Source organism: Ruegeria sp. ABV3_008, from assembly GCF_056161185.1.
Window position 1 is genome coordinate 25,731 of the sequence record NZ_JBSWYP010000012.1, and the last position, 16,346, is coordinate 42,076.

Annotated in this window: 15 protein-coding genes; 12 read left to right on the forward strand and 3 right to left on the reverse strand. The window is 55.2% G+C overall.

Features of this window, described 5'->3' with window-relative positions; translation table 11 throughout:
- Complete coding sequence (locus ACXAH8_RS18445) at positions 1-729, forward strand: DsbA family protein (RefSeq protein ID WP_414478956.1); 729 nt, start codon at positions 1-3, stop codon at positions 727-729.
- Between the two features lie 37 nt (positions 730-766).
- On the opposite strand, the gene ACXAH8_RS18450 is transcribed toward ACXAH8_RS18445, so the two are convergent.
- On the reverse strand, positions 767-964 hold the full coding sequence (locus tag ACXAH8_RS18450; RefSeq protein ID WP_170417905.1) for a heavy-metal-associated domain-containing protein: 198 nt from the start codon (positions 962-964) through the stop codon (positions 767-769).
- A 173-nt stretch (positions 965-1,137) separates the two neighbouring features.
- Between ACXAH8_RS18450 and ACXAH8_RS18455 the strand changes: the two genes are divergently transcribed.
- From ACXAH8_RS18455 to ACXAH8_RS18485, 7 genes are all read left to right on the forward strand, one after another.
- Positions 1,138-3,648 (forward strand): heavy metal translocating P-type ATPase, encoded by a 2,511-nt coding sequence (locus ACXAH8_RS18455; RefSeq protein WP_475220180.1) that lies wholly within the window; start codon positions 1,138-1,140, stop codon positions 3,646-3,648.
- A gap of 15 nt (positions 3,649-3,663) precedes the next feature.
- A complete protein-coding gene (gene cueR, locus ACXAH8_RS18460; RefSeq protein WP_475220181.1) occupies positions 3,664-4,050 on the forward strand; it encodes a Cu(I)-responsive transcriptional regulator in 387 nt (128 codons plus the stop codon).
- A gap of 9 nt (positions 4,051-4,059) precedes the next feature.
- On the forward strand, positions 4,060-4,593 hold the full coding sequence (locus ACXAH8_RS18465; protein ID WP_475220182.1) for a hypothetical protein: 534 nt from the start codon (positions 4,060-4,062) through the stop codon (positions 4,591-4,593).
- Positions 4,594-4,668: 75 nt separating this feature from the next.
- Positions 4,669-6,864 (forward strand): efflux RND transporter periplasmic adaptor subunit, encoded by a 2,196-nt coding sequence (locus ACXAH8_RS18470; RefSeq protein WP_475220183.1) that lies wholly within the window; start codon positions 4,669-4,671, stop codon positions 6,862-6,864.
- The gene (locus ACXAH8_RS18475) at positions 6,861-10,040 is read left to right on the forward strand and encodes an efflux RND transporter permease subunit (RefSeq protein ID WP_475220184.1); all 3,180 of its coding nucleotides are present in this window, start codon (positions 6,861-6,863) and stop codon (positions 10,038-10,040) included. Before ACXAH8_RS18470 ends, ACXAH8_RS18475 begins: the two co-directional genes overlap by 4 nt.
- Before the next feature lie 29 nt (positions 10,041-10,069).
- Positions 10,070-10,411, forward strand: a complete 342-nt coding sequence (locus tag ACXAH8_RS18480) for a copper-binding protein (RefSeq protein ID WP_170417920.1) — start codon at positions 10,070-10,072, stop codon at positions 10,409-10,411.
- A gap of 565 nt (positions 10,412-10,976) precedes the next feature.
- Positions 10,977-11,597: a class I SAM-dependent methyltransferase gene (locus tag ACXAH8_RS18485; protein ID WP_170417923.1), complete on the forward strand. Its 621-nt coding sequence runs from the start codon at positions 10,977-10,979 to the stop codon at positions 11,595-11,597.
- 73 nt (positions 11,598-11,670) lie between these two features.
- Here ACXAH8_RS18485 and ACXAH8_RS18490 read toward each other — a convergent pair whose 3' ends face one another.
- Both ACXAH8_RS18490 and ACXAH8_RS18495 read right to left on the reverse strand, forming a co-directional pair.
- On the reverse strand, positions 11,671-13,101 hold the full coding sequence (locus tag ACXAH8_RS18490; RefSeq protein WP_237217564.1) for an ATP-binding protein: 1,431 nt from the start codon (positions 13,099-13,101) through the stop codon (positions 11,671-11,673).
- The gene (locus ACXAH8_RS18495) at positions 13,065-13,790 is read right to left on the reverse strand and encodes a response regulator (protein ID WP_475220185.1); all 726 of its coding nucleotides are present in this window, start codon (positions 13,788-13,790) and stop codon (positions 13,065-13,067) included. The genes ACXAH8_RS18490 and ACXAH8_RS18495 overlap by 37 nt, the downstream gene beginning before the upstream one ends.
- 172 nt (positions 13,791-13,962) lie before the next feature.
- On the opposite strand from ACXAH8_RS18495, the gene ACXAH8_RS18500 reads away from it, so the two are divergent.
- The 4 genes from ACXAH8_RS18500 (at position 13,963) to ACXAH8_RS18515 (ending at position 16,261) form a co-directional block, all read left to right on the forward strand.
- Positions 13,963-14,478, forward strand: coding sequence for an EF-hand domain-containing protein (locus tag ACXAH8_RS18500; RefSeq protein ID WP_170417928.1), 516 nt, complete (start codon positions 13,963-13,965; stop codon positions 14,476-14,478).
- Between the two features lie 251 nt (positions 14,479-14,729).
- Positions 14,730-15,452 (forward strand): TVP38/TMEM64 family protein, encoded by a 723-nt coding sequence (locus tag ACXAH8_RS18505; RefSeq protein ID WP_331252139.1) that lies wholly within the window; start codon positions 14,730-14,732, stop codon positions 15,450-15,452.
- On the forward strand, positions 15,449-15,817 hold the full coding sequence (locus ACXAH8_RS18510) for a hypothetical protein (protein WP_157054266.1): 369 nt from the start codon (positions 15,449-15,451) through the stop codon (positions 15,815-15,817). The genes ACXAH8_RS18505 and ACXAH8_RS18510 overlap by 4 nt, the downstream gene beginning before the upstream one ends.
- 84 nt (positions 15,818-15,901) lie before the next feature.
- The gene (locus tag ACXAH8_RS18515; RefSeq protein ID WP_152460765.1) at positions 15,902-16,261 is read left to right on the forward strand and encodes a hypothetical protein; all 360 of its coding nucleotides are present in this window, start codon (positions 15,902-15,904) and stop codon (positions 16,259-16,261) included.
- The last annotated feature ends 85 nt before the right edge of the window (positions 16,262-16,346 follow it).

Sequence of the window (16,346 nt, forward strand, 5' to 3'; positions counted from 1 at the left end):
GTGAAACGAATACTTGCAGGCTTAGTCGCTATCGCCATGTCGATTGGCATTCCTATGGCACGCGCCGACGAGCTGTCTGACTCCGATGTAAAACGGCTGGCTCTCGAAGCCATTTTGGAAAACCCTGAGATCATCATGCAGGCGATTCAATTGCTTCAACAGCGCGAGGATCAGGCAAAAGCCGAAGCAATTGGAAGCGTCTTGGAAAATCAGCGTGAATTGCTGGAACAGGATCCGAATGCGCCTGTAATCGGAAACCCGGAAGGCGATGTAACCGTGGTCGAGTTTTTCGACTATAACTGCCCATATTGCAAACGCGCTGCCCCGGTCGTGAAGAACGTAATCGCGGGCGATTCCGATGTGCGAATTGTTTATCGAGAATGGCCCATACTTGGAGAAGGTTCCGACTTCGCGGCACGCGCTGCGCTGGCCTCACGAAACCAGGGAAAATACGAAGAATTTCATTGGGCGCTTATGGCTCTGAACGGTCGTGCCACTGAGGCCAGTGTACTGAAAGTTGTTCGGGAACTTGGCCTGGACGAGGATCAATTGCGCGCAGATATGGAAGCGCCGGAAGTCGACGCGCATATTCAGATTTCCATGGAATTGGCCCGACAGCTTGGCTTCAGTGGCACTCCTTCGTTTGTGATTGGAGATGCGCTTGCCCCGGGTCTGATCACCGAAGATGAAATGACCCGGTTAATCGTGGCAGTCAGAGACGCAAGATAGAACCAAGGGGGCGACAGCATGTGCGCTCCTAAGTTTATCATGCGATCGTGGCTTCGTATCCCTCGGACTTCAGCGCTGCAAGGATATGATCAAGTGAATTGGTGCTTAAGACACGTACCCTGCGGTTTTCCATGTCAAAGTCCAACTGTGCGGAGGAATCCACCGTGGCAACGGCTTTTTCGATAGCTGACTTGCAGTGCCCGCAGCTCATATCCGGGATATTTAGGGTCGTCATGGATGTTTGCTCCTGTGTTCCGTCGTCCCGGCTAAAGTATTCCAGCACAGGAAGGTCAAGTCGTGATTATTGGATCGTCAAAATTAGTGGCAAAGAAAGTCAGCCCCATCCCTTGACCTTCCACTTGCTGGAACCCTTATGTTTCCCGTCAGCAGAACATTGGTGGTGACAATATGACTGAAATTTCACATGCAAGGTTTCAAGTTCAGGGTATGAGCTGTGCGTCCTGCGTAGGGCGGGTTGAGCGCGCGTTGAAAGATGTGCCAGGGGTAGATGCCGCTTCGGTTAATCTCGCCAGCGAAAGCGTTCAGGTCGATTTCCGCGATCCAGCCGATAAAGCGGCCATTGCTGATGCGTTAAACAGCGCCGGATATCTGGCACGGACGGAAGAGGTAACGCTGGATATTCAGAACATGTCCTGCGCATCGTGCGTGGGGCGCGTTGAACGGGCATTGCAAGCAGATGATGGCGTCTTGTCCGCGTCGGTCAATCTGGCCACCGAAAGTGCAACTGTACGTTATGCTGAGGGAGTCACAACACCCGAAGCCATCGCGGCGCTTGCGGCATCTGCTGGCTATCCGGCGAGCCTGCGATCCGCGACGCAGACCGAACCACAAGACCGCAAAGCCAAAGAGATTCGCCAATTGGCCCGGCGAACAAGCTTTGCCGCCTTGCTCGCTTTGCCGGTCTTTATCCTTGAAATGGGCTCGCATGTTATTCCGGGCATGCACCACCTGATAGCGAGCACGATCGGCATCCAGAACAGCTATTACCTGCAATTCCTTCTAACCACGATCGTTCTTTTTGGGCCAGGTTTGCAGTTCTATACTAAGGGATTCCCTTCCTTGTTCAAAGGCGCGCCGGACATGAATTCTCTGGTGGCTCTGGGCACTTCGGCGGCTTATGGGTTCTCGCTTGTTTCCACCTTTGCGCCGGGTGTTCTTCCCGCCGGAACCGCAAACGTCTACTACGAGGCCGCAGCGGTGATCGTGGTTCTCATATTGCTGGGGAGGTTCCTCGAGGCGCGCGCCAAGGGGCGAACTGGTGAAGCGATCCGAAAACTGGTCGGTCTGCAGGCAAAAACAGCGCGCGTTGAGCGCGACGGATCGGTTGTCGAGCTACCGATCGAGCAGATCGTTGTAGGGGATATTGTGCACGTTCGACCGGGCGAAAAAATCGCGGTGGATGGTGCCGTAGTGACCGGCGCGTCATATGTCGATGAAAGCATGATCACCGGCGAGCCGGTTCCTGCCGAAAAGACCGAGGGCGCAACTGTGGTCGGCGGAACAGTTAATGGCGCGGGCGCATTGACGTACCGGGCTGAAAAGATCGGCGCAGACACTATGTTGGCCCAGATCATTCAAATGGTCGAACAAGCACAGGGTGCCAAGCTTCCGATTCAAGGCTTGGTTGACCGCATCACGCTGTGGTTCGTGCCGGTAGTGATCGCTGTGGCCGTAATGACTGTGCTGGTTTGGATGTTGTTCGGACCCGATCCTGCGCTCAGCTTGGCGTTGGTAGCCGGGGTTGCGGTACTGATCATTGCTTGCCCCTGCGCCATGGGGTTGGCCACACCCACCTCAATCATGGTCGGCACCGGCCGCGCGGCCGAGATGGGTGTCCTGTTTCGAAAGGGCGACGCCTTGCAAATGCTGCAGGAAACCACCGTTGTTGCGGTGGACAAGACGGGGACCTTGACCGAAGGGCGTCCGGAGCTGACCGACCTGATTGTGGCCGAAGGATTGGCCGAGGATGAGGTTCTGCGCCTTGTTGCTGCCGTTGAGGTCACATCCGAACATCCGATCGCCACGGCCATCGTGCGCGCGGCTGAAACCCGTGGTCTGGAGCTTTCGAAGCCAGAAGACTTCACGTCGATCACCGGTTACGGGGTAAGCGCCTCAGTCGAAGGCCATACAATCCTGATCGGGGCCGACCGCCTGATGAGTCGCGAGGGGGTTGAAATGGGCGCGCTGTCTGATCGGGGCGCTGAACTGGCAATCAACGGAAAGACCCCGCTTTATGCTGCCGTCGACGGGGTTGTCGCGGCCGTAATCGCTGTGGCGGACCCAATCAAAACCACCACGCCCGACGCAATTGAAGCCTTGCACGGGCTGGGCCTGAAAGTTGCTATGATAACAGGCGACAATGCCGCTACTGCCAAATCCATTGCGGCGCAGCTTGGCATTGATCATGTCGTGGCCGAGGTTCTGCCCGAGGGTAAAGTATCCGCGTTGCAAGATTTGCGTTCAAATGGCGGAAAACTGGCGTTTGTGGGTGATGGCATCAACGATGCACCCGCGCTTGCGGCGGCTGAAGTAGGAATTGCGATCGGGACAGGAACTGACATCGCTATCGAAGCGGCTGACGTCGTTCTGATGTCAGGCGACCTTACTGGTGTGGTCAACGCTTTCGATATTAGTCAGAGAACTATGAGTAACATCCGCCAAAACCTGTTCTGGGCGTTCAGCTACAACACTCTTCTCATACCGGTTGCAGCGGGGGTGCTTTATCCGTTTGGTGGCCCGCTGCTGTCGCCGGTATTAGCTGCAGGTGCCATGGCTCTGTCCAGTGTCTTTGTTCTGACCAACGCACTGCGGTTGCGATGGGTGAAGGCGATCAAAGTTGGTCGAGAGCAGATTTCGCAGAATGAAGAGCGGACGCTGCAATCAGCGCCGGCTGAATAATTTAGGAGAGCCGCTGTGAATATCGGAGATGTATCAGAACGTTCGGGTCTGCCTGCCAAAACCATCCGCTATTACGAGGATATCGGATTCATCAAGCCCAGGCGCGGCCTGAATGGGTATCGCCATTTCGACGAAAAGGAACTGCATAAACTGGCCTTCATCGGGCGGGCCCGTTCCTTGGGCTTCACTATTGAGGATTGCCGTTCACTACTGGCGTTGTACGAAGACAAAGAACGCGCAAGCGCAGACGTTAAAGAAATAGCCAAACAGAACTTAAAAGAGATCGACGATAAGATTGCCGATCTGAAAGCCATGCATGAAACGTTGTCTCATTTGATCGATGAATGTGCCGGAGACCACCGTCCCGACTGTCCAATTCTAAAAAACCTGGGCCAAGCATAGTTGCCCTCGTTGTTTGATCTGCCTCCAAGTTGGGCAATCACTTTGTTCAGCCGCGGCAATCCGCCGTTTTCGAATGATTGCGGCATTAGCAAATGTAGTTTTGTTAGCTTCGGGCTTGTACGTTTGCCTCCATTGCACTACGTCCAAGATATGGTAAGTGATTTGATCACTTTTTTGAGAAAAACGCTTTTGTTGTGCGTTTGCATGGCGATTACAGTCGTCGGCACTGTTGCGTATGCAAACAATGATTTTAAGACCGCAGACACACACAACCAACACGACGTTTCGGTCGCGTCAAAAGCAACAAACTTCAAACACGACCATAGCCGTTTACATTCTACAACTGATCAACGTCACGCGGATGACCACGCGAACCATGGTGGGGAATGCCATTCCGGTATCTGTTGTGTTGGTGAATATCCGACCCACGTAGGACTTGCGGTTTTGGCTGAAGCTTTTGGCCAGAATAACCGTAAAATGGATACCGACATCCACAACTCTCAAGCACCTCTGACGCCCGATCGTCCTCCACAAATCTCCTAACATCCACAGGCCCGTCAGCGCGGGTTTTCATGTTGTTTCGGTTCGAGCATGCAATGCGACCGTCAGGAGATTATTATGCGTGGAAGATATGCGGCACTATCAGTACTTGCCTTGGCGTTTGGCCTGGGTGGAGGTGTCTTTCTTGAAAGACTGTACCTGAATCCAATTGATCAGGGCCAGTCGAACGAACCAGAGGTCCTTTATTGGGTAGCACCGATGGATCCGAATTTTCGGCAGCCTGGACCTGGAAAATCGCCGATGGGTATGGACTTGATCCCGGTTTATTCTGGGCAGGAACCTACCGGCGACCCTGAAGAAGTCACCCTGAGCGCTGCGGAAATCAACGCAATTGGTGTGCGAACTGCGGTTGCACGAATGACTGATATCGAACCTCGCATCGAGACGGTGGGTTTCGTCGGCTTTGACGAACACCTGACCAATCACGTTCATACGCGTGTTGAAGGTTGGATTGAGCAACTGAAAGTTCGAGCGGTCGGTGATCGGGTTGAGAAGGGGCAAGTATTATTTGAACTCTTTTCACCACTGATCGCAGCTGCGACCGGCGATCTTGTACGCGCAGTCGAAGCTGGTGACCCGCGGATTTTGGACGCGGCGCGCAATAAGTTGATCAGCCACGGTATGTCCGCTCGTCAGGTTGCTGAGATTGAGGCGGGCGGTGAGTTGGTTCGAAATGTGGAAATTGAGGCGCCTCAAAACGGTGTCGTCATAGCTCTGAATGCCGCCGATGGCATGTACCTGCAGCCAGGCACGCTTGCTTTTTCGGTAACCGATCTTTCTGAAGTATGGCTGATCGTTGATGTCTTTGAACGAGATATTGCACGTTTGTCGGAAGATATGCGCGCGATAGCAAGGTTCGAGCACCTACCCGGTCGCACCTTCGAAGGCGACATCGACTATGTTTACCCTGAGCTTGATCCGCAAACCCGAACCCTTCCCGTAAGGCTTAGTTTCGATAACTCAGAGGGCGTGCTGCGGCCGGGCATGTTTGGCAGTGTTAGCCTTATACCGGATGAAAGCCGAAATGTTCTCACTGTTCCATCAGAGGCGTTAATTCGTACCGGTTCGGCGGAACGTGTAATCTTAAAAACTGGCGATGGTACTTTTCGCCCGAGACTGGTGACCACAGGTCTTCGAGACAGTTTCGGCGAGGGGGGGCGAACAGAAGTTCTGCAAGGGCTTGAACCCGGTGAGGAAGTTGTCGCATCTGCACAGTTTCTAATCGACAGTGAAAGTGCTTTGAGCGCCGGTTTCACCCGAATGGCACCAACGGATACCGAACCAGCACGCGGGGCAGGCACCCTGGTTTCACTCGATGCCGAAAATCGTATGGCAACTGTTCGTCACGATGTTCTCGAAAGCCTCGATTGGCCCGCAATGACTTCGCAGTTTCCGGTGAGGTCTGGTGTGTCGCTCGACCGATTGAGTGCAGGGGACGCAGTCGCTTTCGTGATCGCACGTGGTGCGGATGGGCTTCTAAGCCTGATGGAGCTTGCACCAGACGATGGTATTGCCGGAACTGGTGCCGGAATCGCGCGCGCCGTCACTTCAGACGGCAAATTGACGCTTGAGCACGGACCGATCCCCGAGCTCGGTTGGGCCGCCATGACAATGGATTTGCCTGTTGTAGGAGTAGATCTCACTACCGTGCCAATCGACATGCCAATTGAGTTTGATCTGGCTGAGGGAGAAGGGGGGATGTTCTCGATTGTGGCAATTCGCGAAGAGGGCTCGCCGCCGACGGATTCCGTTGAACCCGAAGAAACCGACACGCCTTCTGCTCCACCGATTGTAGTCACCGGCACGATCAACCTCGTTAATGCTGAGGCGGGAACGGCAACCATCACTCACGGGCCGATGACTGAGATTGGCATGCCCGGAATGACCATGGATTTCCCATTAGAACCTACATTGGACACAAGCATGCTCGAAGTCGGTTCTGAAATGACTCTGACTTTCGCGCGTGCAGATGGCATGACAATGGTGTTGGCTGCGGCAACGCCTATTGCACCGCCACTTCAGGTTTCTGGCCGGATTAACAGTATCGACCCGAACGCGCGTACCGCGAACGTAACACACGGTCCGATGACTGAGATCGGCATGCCGGGCATGACCATGGATTTCCCGGTTGCGGAGGGGATTGAGGTTTCTAACTTGCCTGTAGGGATTGATGTTTCTTTGATCCTTCGCCGCAATCCCGACTTTTCGATGACGCTGTTAGAGGTCGCGCTTGATGGGAGTGTTACGCAGTGATCACGGCCATCATTCGTTCTTCGCTCGCCAACAGGTTCGTCATCTTGGCCCTCGCATTCATGATAGGAGTTGCGGGTATTTGGGCCATTCGTGAGACGCCGGTTGATGCAATCCCGGATCTGTCGGATGTCCAGGTAATTGTTCGCACGCCATATCCCGGGCAAGCGCCTCAAGTTGTCGAAAACCAAATCACATATCCACTTGCGACAGCCCTATTGGCCGTACCCGGTGCAAAAGACGTTCGCGGGTTCTCGTTCTTTGGAGACAGCTTTGTATATGTTGTCTTTGAGGACGGGACGGACCTCTACTGGGCTCGGTCGCGTGTGCTCGAATACTTGGGCCAGATTACCGGCAGCTTACCTGAGGGCGTGTCACCACAACTTGGCCCTGATGCGACTGGGGTCGGGTGGATTTATCAGTATGCGCTGGTTGACAGAACCGGAAATCATGATCTGGCTCAGCTCAGGACCCTGCAGGATTGGTTTCTGAAATACGAATTACAAGCCGTGGAAGGCGTCTCAGAAGTCGCCACCATCGGCGGAATGGTCAAACAGTACCAGGTCGTCGTCGACCCAAACAAACTACGTGCCTATGACATAACACTTGCACAATTGAGGACGGCTATTCAGGCGGCCAACCGCGAGACGGGCGGCAGCGTCATTGAGATGGGGGAAGCCGAATTCATGGTCAGGTCCTCGGGCTACATTGACGAATTGTCAGACCTTGCAAGCGCGCCGTTGATGGTCAACGACCGTGGCGCCGCTCTGACGCTTGGAGACGTCGCTGAAATCCGTCTGGGGCCGGAAATGCGGCGCGGTGTCGGAGAACTCGACGGGCAAGGAGACGCGGTTGGTGGAGTAGTCATTCTGCGATGGGGTGGGAATGCGTTGGCAACGATCAAAGCGGTGGAGGCGCGCATCGAAGAGTTGCGCTCAAACCTGCCGGAGGGGGTCGAAATCATAACGACCTACGACCGATCTGGTGTGATCGAGCGTGCTATCGATAACCTCCAGAAGAAACTGACGCAGGAATTCATTGTCGTTGTTCTTGTGTGCGCGGCTTTTCTACTTCATCTGCGGTCATCCCTCGTAATTCTTCTGTCGCTCCCTCTGGGAATCTTTGCCGCATTTATTCTGATGAAGGCGCAAGGAGTAAACGCAAACATCATGTCGCTCGGCGGCATAGCCATCGCTATTGGTGCGATGGTCGACGCATCGATTGTGATGATCGAGGCGATGCACAGGCGGTTGGAAAAAGAAAAGCTCACAGCAGAGAACCGATGGCGGATTGTGCAAGAGTGCGCTTCTGAGGTGGGACCAGCCCTTTTTTATTCTCTGGCGATTATCACGGTTAGTTTTTTGCCTGTTTTCGTTCTGGAAAATCAGGAAGGTAGGCTCTTCTCGCCACTCGCTTATACCAAAACCTACGCCATGGCTGCAGCCGCCATCCTTTCGATAACGCTGGTTCCGGTCTTGATGGGTTACTTTGTAAGGGGGCGTATTCTACCGGAGCGAAAAAATCCGCTAAATCGCTTGGTCGTGTTCGTGTACCGCCCATTTCTGGACGCGGCAATTGCCTGGCCATGGGCAACAACACTGTTGGCCGGCGTTCTGGTGACGTCCATGTGGTACCCGTACCAGAGAATTGGCTCTGAATTCATGCCCGAGTTGAACGAAGGTGATTTTCTCTACATGCCGAGCTTCTACCCCGGGATCTCGACGGGAAAAGCCCGTGAGGTACTGCAGCAGACCAACCGCCTGATCGCGACCGTGCCTGAAGTCGAAACTGTTCACGGTAAAGTTGGGCGTGCGGAGACTGCAACCGATCCAGCACCTCTAACGATGGTGGAGACCACAATCCAACTCAAGCCGGAAGAAGAATGGCGCCCCGGCATGACAATGGAGAAAATCCGGAATGAGCTCGATCGTATCGTTCAGGTTCCGGGCGTTACAAATGTTTGGATCCAACCTATCAAGAACCGCATCGATATGCTTGCGACAGGTATCCGTACTCCTGTCGGTGTCAAAATATCCGGCACCGACTTGGAGGTCATTACAGATATAGGGATCGAAGTAGAGCGTGCGGTCGCTGATATTGATGGAACGGCTTCCGCCTACGCAGAGCGACCTGTTGGCGGGCGTTTCATCGAAATCGACGTCAAACGAGATGCCGCCTCCCGATACATGATGAGTGTTCGAGAAGTTCAGGACGTAGTGCAGACCGCAATTGGCGGTATGCAAGTGTCGGAATCTGTGGAGGGGCTGGAGAGGTTTCCTATAAACCTTCGGTACCCTCAGGCATGGCGAGACAGCCCGGAACGGCTCGAAAATCTTCCTGTCGTCACACCGTCGGGTGCTCATGTGCCACTGTCCGCTCTCGCCGATATTCGAATAGTTGACGGGCCGGGAATGATACGATCAGAGAACGCTCGACGAACCGGGTTCGTGTTCATCGACATCACGGGGCGCGACCTGGGCGGCTATGTGGCCGAAGCACAAGAGGTGGTTACAGAAAAGGTCGACCTGCCTCCAGGTTACTCGCTGACTTGGTCGGGGCAGTATGAGTACATAGAGAGAATGCAGGACAGGCTGACGATCGTTGCCCCTGCAACCCTGCTAATTATCACGCTCATGCTTTTCTTGGCGTTCAATCGGGTGATTGAGGTCGGGATAATTCTTGCGGCGCTCCCGGTCGCATTGGCAGGTGGGGTTTGGTTCTTATGGTATCTTAACTTCGATATCTCAATTGCTGTGCTCGTGGGCTTCATCGCGCTGGCGGGAGTTGCCGTGGAAACAGCGATTGTCATGTTGTTGTACCTCAATCTTGCTTGGGAGAAACGTCGAGGGCTGGCGCAATCGGAACAGCGAAAGCTGACACGTGACGATATCGAAGACGCGGTGTTCGAAGGAGCCGTTCTTCGGGTTCGGCCGAAGGTAATGACTGTAGCCACGATCTTTGCAGCACTGATACCCATCATGTACGGCACCGGTACAGGCTCTGAAATCATGCAGCGGATCGCTGCGCCGATGATTGGGGGCATGGTGACAGCGACCCTTCTTACGCTTTTTGTCATTCCCGCAATATTCGTGATTTGGAAACGGCTCGCGCTCAATCGCGTGAACCGAGAGATCTCCCACACGATCCAGGAAGTGCCCCCTGCGCTTCCGGCAGAATAATACCCACAACCTTGAAACAGGAGCATCTGATGAAAACTTTGACTGCAATTTTGGCCCTATTGGCCGTGTCTACAACATCCGGCATCGCGCAAACGAACCACGGCATGGACCATTCCAACATGCCCATGTCTTCCGAACAGATGGAAGGTGCGGTCCACGCAAAGGCTTTGGTGAACTCAATTGGCGACGAAACCGCTAACGTCAGCCATGATCCGATCCCCGAGATCGGGTGGCCCGCGATGACGATGGATTTGCAGCTTCTTGAGAATGCCCAGATGATGGGTGAGATCAGCGCAGGTGACGAAGTCACACTGATGTTGGTCAAAAGCGATGATGGTATGTATGCGATCGGCGCGATCATGAAAAACTGAGTCTGTTGATGCGGCAGCTATTCACCAATGATGTGATTGTTCGCCGTTTCAACGACTGTAGGAAATTCTATGAACTAAGAGAAATGGAGTAGGAGCCACTCAAGAACCAAATCGTATTTCAACGATCTGTGGCTCTGCTCATAAGTTATCAGTCCATTGTCGGTTAAAGGCGCTTTAAGCAATTCGTTGACTGATTGAAGCTCCAAAGCTCAGAAAATCTTCCGGCTATACTGATTGAACAGAGCAATCCAGGCAAGCAGTACACAAACTGCCAACGCTTCGGTATCTCCGGCCCGCGCCACTGCAGTTAAACTGCGCAAAATTCTGGAGCTACTTGCGCAGCCCAGTGGAAATCTGACCGACAAGCAAATCCCACCTAAAACATTTCACAATTGGAATGTGTGTACTACATTGTCGCCGAGATGACTTCACGCGGCCATTCAACGGACCAGCGTCGAATTGTCTGGGGCGTTGCCTTGTTGGTTTTTGCTTCAGTCGAAAACGCAGCGCGGAGCGGTCAAAATGAGGATATCTCCAGGGCGACGACTTGGGAAAACGATACGACATGACAGCTAACACAAGAGAGCACTGGGACGATGTCTATGGCGAGAAGTTTGACACCCAATTGAGTTGGCACGAGGATGATCCAGAGATATCGCTTGAACTCATCGAGTTGATCAGAGTGTCTAAGCCTTCATCCGTCATCGACATTGGTGGAGGTACATCTCGTCTTGCTGGAGCGTTGCTTGCGAAGGGGCTCCATGACGTGACAGTTCTCGATCTATCGCAGGTCGCGTTGGACACGGCCCGGGAAAGGTTGGGGCGCGCCGCTGAAACAGTCACTTGGATTTCTGCAGATATAACTTCTTGGGTCCCCGATCGCAGATATGACGTCTGGCATGATAGGGCGGTTTTTCACTTTCTCGTGGATACATCGCAACGCGCGGCCTATCTGGAAAGCGTGAAGAAAGGGGTAAAAATTGGCGGCCATGTGATCATTGCTACGTTTGCACTTGATGGGCCGGAGACTTGCAGTGGTCTCCCTGTCGCCCGCTATAGTCCGAGCGATATCGCCGTGCTTTTTGAGGAACACTTTGAACTCGTCGCGCATCGCCATCACCTGCACCAAACCTCTTGGGGGGAAAGTCAGTCTTTCCAGTTCAGTGTTCTCCGCCGCTGCGTTTGAGCCCACACCTGAAACTGGCCCAAAGCGGTACGCTTCCAATAAGCTTTCGGGGCATGCCGATTGTGTTCACAAGTTACGTTTGGCCCTCAAAAACTGGCAGAACCACCTTAGCGCACAAGCCGCCAGTTTCCCCGTTTAGCAATTCTATCGTGCCACCGTGCGACTGGATGATCGTACGTGCGATCGACAGCCCCAAGCCGGTTCCGCCAGTCTCTCGCGAGCGGGATGTTTCAAGCCGCACGAATGGGTCGAATACCGCATCGAGCATATGCTCGGGGATGCCGGGCCCCTGATCCTGGATCAATATTTTTGCCTCATTCCCCTCTTGCATGACTGAGACGTTGGCCCGGGCACCATACCGGCAGGCGTTTTCAATGATATTGCGCAGAGCTCGCTTCATCAGCATCGGCCGAAGCGTGACGGCCGGATTGTCTGCGACCGATACTTCAACCGTGTCACCGGCTTGCACAATGTCTTCGGTCGTTTTGGTTACGAATTCACCAATTGGGACGGTACTGGAAGGTTCGCGCGTGGCCACGCCCTTGGCAAATGACAGGGTGGAGTCCACCATCTCCTGCATTTCCTCGATGGTCTCGATCAGATGGTCACGGGTCTCCTCTTCCTCCACCAGTTCGGCGCGAACCCGCAATCCCGTCAGTGGCGACCGCAAATCGTGACCCAGCGCCCCCAATAGTCTGGTCCGATCGGCAACATAGCGAGTCAGCCTATCACGCATATGGTTGAACGCCTGCGTCAAATCTCGCACCTCGGTCGGACCAGAAACCGTCAGTTCCTGGACGTCTTCACCGCGACCAAACTGGTCTGCAGCCAGTGACAGGCGGCGCAACGGGCCGGTCAGCCGTGTCAGTAGAAACCAAATGGCTGCTCCAAGAATTAAAGTTGCAGTGAAACCGAAGCTGACGAAGGACTGCAAAGGCCATTGCAGAGGAGGGTTATGGAACCGGGTATCCACGTTGAGCCATTGATCGGTCGTCAGAGCGATCGACAGCTGCATTTCAATTGCGGAAACGTGATCACGCATCATTGCCATGTGCATTTCAGCCATTGTAGACGGAACACCTTCAACCGGCAGCATATCGGGAGAGAACTCATGCAACTCTACCCGGATGGGACGGTTTTCATAGCCTGGCAGAATTCTGCGGATTGTGTTTTCGACCGTCCCACCAGCGCTATGTCCGGTGTGATCGACTGCGGGCGTATCTGTAAGGCTGAAACGCACCAGTGGAGAACTTGCCGCCCGCAGGATCGCGTCGTGCATCTCGGGTGGAGCTTCTTCAATCAGCCGCGCGATGTTTGCGGCGCGTCCGGCGGTTTCCAGGCCAAGGGCCATGTGCACTGCCATTGAGCGTTCGTCGACGAACAGCCACAGGCTGACCAGTTGCGCGGCAGCCAGCGCGGCGATGATCAAAAGGATAAGCTGACCGCGCAGACTTTGGGCAAAGGCTTTCATCCCGTAAGCTCGCTCACGTCGGTCGACAGGCAATAACCGCCACCTCTTATCGTGGTGATGAGCTTCGGCCGCGTTGGGTCAGCTTCGATCTTGCGACGCAAGCGGCTGACCTGGTTGTCGATCGTACGGTCGAACAAGTGCGGGCTGCGGCCGGCGGTCAAATCCAGCAGTTCGTCTCGCGACAGGAGTTTGCGGGGCCGCTGCAGGAATACGGCCAGCAGCCGGACATCGGCGGTGGTCAGACTTTCTTCGGCCCCTTCGGCGGATATCAAGGTGCGACTGTCGGCATCCAGAACCCAGCATCCAAAGGCGATCCGTTTGCCGCTCAGATCGCCAGCCGGGGGGACGGTGGTTTCGGAACGCCGCAGGATCGCCTTGATCCGGGCCAGCAATTCACGTGGGTTGAATGGTTTGGGCAGGTAGTCATCGGCGCCGATCTCTAAACCCACGATACGGTCGGTGTCATCGCTGAGGGCTGTCAGCATCAGGATCGGCGGGCCACCGGCCGCGGACAGGCGGCGACAGACCGACAATCCGTTTTCGCCCGGCATCATGATGTCGAGTACGATAAGATCAATCCGACCGGCCGCCAGTCGTGCGTCCATCTCGGTTGCGTCGCGCGCGGTACTGGCGCGCAACCCATTCTTTTCCAGATAGCGGCTGACAGCATCACGGATTTCGCGGTGGTCGTCGACAATCAAGATATGTGGTGCTTCAGTCATGGCGCAATCATAAGCCCCGGCGCGGTACAAATCCCGGCTTTTTTGTATCCCTTTGTATCAGTTGGGCGGGCTGCGACACAACGATACAAACCGGGTTGAGCAGGGGGGTGGTGGCGCGACCGAGGGCGGCCATATGCTTTGTGTAGAAACAAAAACCCGAGAGGTGAAAGTCATGAAACGTACCTTCACGCTGGCCGCTGGAGCCATTGCCGCGACTTTGATGGCGCTGCCCGCGCTTGCCGCCGGTCAGCATGGCAGCAGCGCGCAGATGCAGGGCCATGAGGGCGGCATGATGCAGGGTGCGCCCGGCGGCATGATGGGCGATCACGCAGGCATGATGCAAATGATGGTGAAAATGCATGGCCAGATGATGGGCGGCAACTGGCTGGCGGTTCTGGACATGGACGAGGACGGTCGCCCGAGCGAATCTGAGATCGCCGAAGGTCTGAAGGCCCGGATGCAGGCGCATGACGTCAATGGAGATGGCAACCTGTCGATTGATGAGTTCGAAGCGCTGCATTCCGGGATGATCCGCGAAACCATGGTGGACCGATTTCAGCATCTTGATGCCAATGGCGATGGCGTTGTGACCACAGGGGAAATCGAGAAAGGCGCAAAGACGATGTCGCCGAAACACGGCATGAAGGCCTCGAAACCTGTGACAAAGGCTTCTGAAACCAACAACTGAAACGCAACCGTGTAGCCGGGTCATCGCACTCGGCACAAACCACTGAGGAACAAAGCGATGATGGGCTATGGCGCTGGAATGGGGTTTGGAATGATCTGGATGTTGCTGATCGCAGTGTTGATCGTTCTGGCGATCGTAGCGCTGATCAAATACATCGCTAAGTGACCTCGGAATCCGTCACTCCCGTTTAGGGGTGGAGGGCTATGTCATAGGAGGAACGAAAGCTGGAGGGCCTGCACAGCAATAGCCGTTTGGTTTTCATCGCGGTTTTGATCGCGTTGCTGATCGCCACCATCTGGTTGTGGCTGTCTGGCGCGTTGGACGCAGGACTATCGCGCGAAGTCATTACTGCGTGGGTGGATTGGGCCGGCCCGTTCGGACCCGTTGTCATCATCGGCTTCATGACAGCCGCAGTGGTTGCCAGCCCAATCCCCAGCGCTCCGATCGCTGTCGCTGCCGGGGTGGCATATGGGCATGGGCTGGGAACCGCATTGGTTGCTATCGGAGCGGAGTTGGGGGCGCTGCTGGCGTTCCTGATAGCCCGTTGGTTGGGGCGCGACGCGCTGCGCCAGTGGTTCGGCGACAAGCTGGACTTGGGGTTGCTTGGATCGCAGAATGCCCTGATGTTGACCGTGTTCACCAGCCGCCTGATGCCTTTCGTTTCTTTCGACATGGTCAGCTATGCCGCCGGTCTGACCCGACTTCAATTTTGGCGGTTCGCACTGGCCACCTTGGCTGGACTCCTGCCGGCCAGTTTCGTTCTGGCCCATCTGGGCAGCCAGATTACCGAAACCGCGACAGGCGGCACCAGCCTTGCGGTTATCGGGCTTGGGCTGTTGACGGGGGCGCCACTTATCTGGTTGGCTTGGAAACGCAAGATGCCTGTTGGCTCTTCAGACCACGAATTGAGCCAGATCAATGCGACCGGTCCAAGCGGCCCTAAACTGTTGGAGAATGGAGGAAACCCTAAGTGATCCGCGCACAATGGATATCAACTGCGACACGGACGGCCCGAGCCATGGGCCGGCTGCAGGTCCTGTTGATCTGTGCGTTGGTGGTTTCGATGCTGATCTCTGTTGTGCCGTCCCATGCCGGGCATGACATCGCGAAGGCCGCCACCCAGGCCGAGCTTGTGATCGATGACAGCGGTGGGTATCCCGCGTCTCATCCATCAGAAGAATTAGACTGCTCAGTGCACCCGGGCTGCTATGCGATGGCAGTTATGGCGGCACCTGAATTGCTCTCGATGCGTATTGCTACGCCCGTGGCGCCAGAACGGTTCCGGCCACGCGCAAGCCTGCCGGTCGCACCACTACCACATCCGCCAAACCTGTCCTGAACGTGACCGGCAATGGCTCCGGAATCGCTCCGGGGTCTTGCCCAAGCCGTTGATTGCGGCCCAACTCAGTTCAGGACACTTACCATGCTTACCATTCTGTACTTTTTCGTCACGGGCGTGGTGCTATTCGCACTGTTGCGCCTGACCTGTGGCCCCTGTGTGATGGGGACACAAGAACATCATCCCGGTGTTCCGGTGACAACCCTTGGCTGGGCGCTCAGCCTGTTTCTGGCCGCAACCTACCTGCTGTGCGTGGCCTTTGACCTGATCTTTCCAAGTTTTGCCATGTACCGGGCTTGGATCGGCCTGATGCCCGGAATGACTTGGCTCAGCCTGCCCTCATTCCTGTTGGGACTGTTATGGGCGTTTCTCTACGGCTGGTACGCCGCGTTGCTGTTCGGCGGACTGTTCAATGTCTTTGCGGCTCGCACAAAACTCAACTGATTGAAAGGACAAAGCCATGAAGGCCATCGCTCTGACCCTGCTTTTGACGCCCTTCCTGATGGCCGTCATCTACCGGATTTTTCTG

Excerpts from the sequence above, each read along its gene's own strand:
- ACXAH8_RS18450 (WP_170417905.1), bottom strand. The coding sequence starts at position 964 with ATGACGACCCTAAATATCCCGGATATGAGCTGCGGGCACTGCAAGTCA.
- ACXAH8_RS18455 (WP_475220180.1), top strand. The coding sequence starts at position 1,138 with ATGACTGAAATTTCACATGCAAGGTTTCAAGTTCAGGGTATGAGCTGT.
- ACXAH8_RS18470 (WP_475220183.1), top strand. The coding sequence starts at position 4,669 with ATGCGTGGAAGATATGCGGCACTATCAGTACTTGCCTTGGCGTTTGGC.
- ACXAH8_RS18480 (WP_170417920.1), top strand. The coding sequence starts at position 10,070 with ATGAAAACTTTGACTGCAATTTTGGCCCTATTGGCCGTGTCTACAACA.
- ACXAH8_RS18485 (WP_170417923.1), top strand. The coding sequence starts at position 10,977 with ATGACAGCTAACACAAGAGAGCACTGGGACGATGTCTATGGCGAGAAG.
- ACXAH8_RS18495 (WP_475220185.1), bottom strand. The coding sequence starts at position 13,790 with ATGACTGAAGCACCACATATCTTGATTGTCGACGACCACCGCGAAATC.
- ACXAH8_RS18500 (WP_170417928.1), top strand. The coding sequence starts at position 13,963 with ATGAAACGTACCTTCACGCTGGCCGCTGGAGCCATTGCCGCGACTTTG.
- ACXAH8_RS18515 (WP_152460765.1), top strand. The coding sequence starts at position 15,902 with ATGCTTACCATTCTGTACTTTTTCGTCACGGGCGTGGTGCTATTCGCA.